Source organism: Corallococcus praedator, from assembly GCF_003612125.1.
GTDB classification, from domain to species: Bacteria; Myxococcota; Myxococcia; order Myxococcales; family Myxococcaceae; genus Corallococcus; species Corallococcus praedator.
The window spans coordinates 1-385 of sequence record NZ_RAWI01001453.1; the positions used below are offsets into that span (position 1 = coordinate 1).

Annotated in this window: 1 protein-coding gene; it reads left to right on the top strand. The window is 58.4% G+C overall.

Translation table 11 applies throughout. The features are described from left to right. Positions 1-80: 80 nt before the first annotated feature. Positions 81-385: flavin monoamine oxidase family protein (locus tag D7Y13_RS44860; RefSeq protein ID WP_208734773.1), on the top strand; the 305-nt coding region annotated here is incomplete at its 3' end.

Here is a 385-nt window from a genome sequence, read left to right on the forward strand (position 1 = left end):
TCCCTGAAGTACTCTTCTTCCAGGGCAGTCGGGTTAGCCATCACACGGTAGCCGAAGATTTTAGGCCGCTAGCGGAGCGAATGCTGCAAGACCTCGAATCGCTGGCCGCAGACAAAATTACCTATCACAATCCGAGCCGAACCGCTATCAGGCTCGATCGCACCTCGCTGGCCGACTACCTCGACGCCGCGCCGATCAGTCCGCCTTTGCGCGAACTGGTGCGCGTCGCCTATATCACGGAGATGGGGCTGGACATCGAAGCGCAATCTTGCCTGAATCTGTTGTTCCTGATCGGTACAGAAGTCGGCGGCTGGAGTCCATATGGGATCAGCGATGAGCGCTATCACGTCATTGGCGGCAACGATCGCATCCCCCGCGCTCTAGC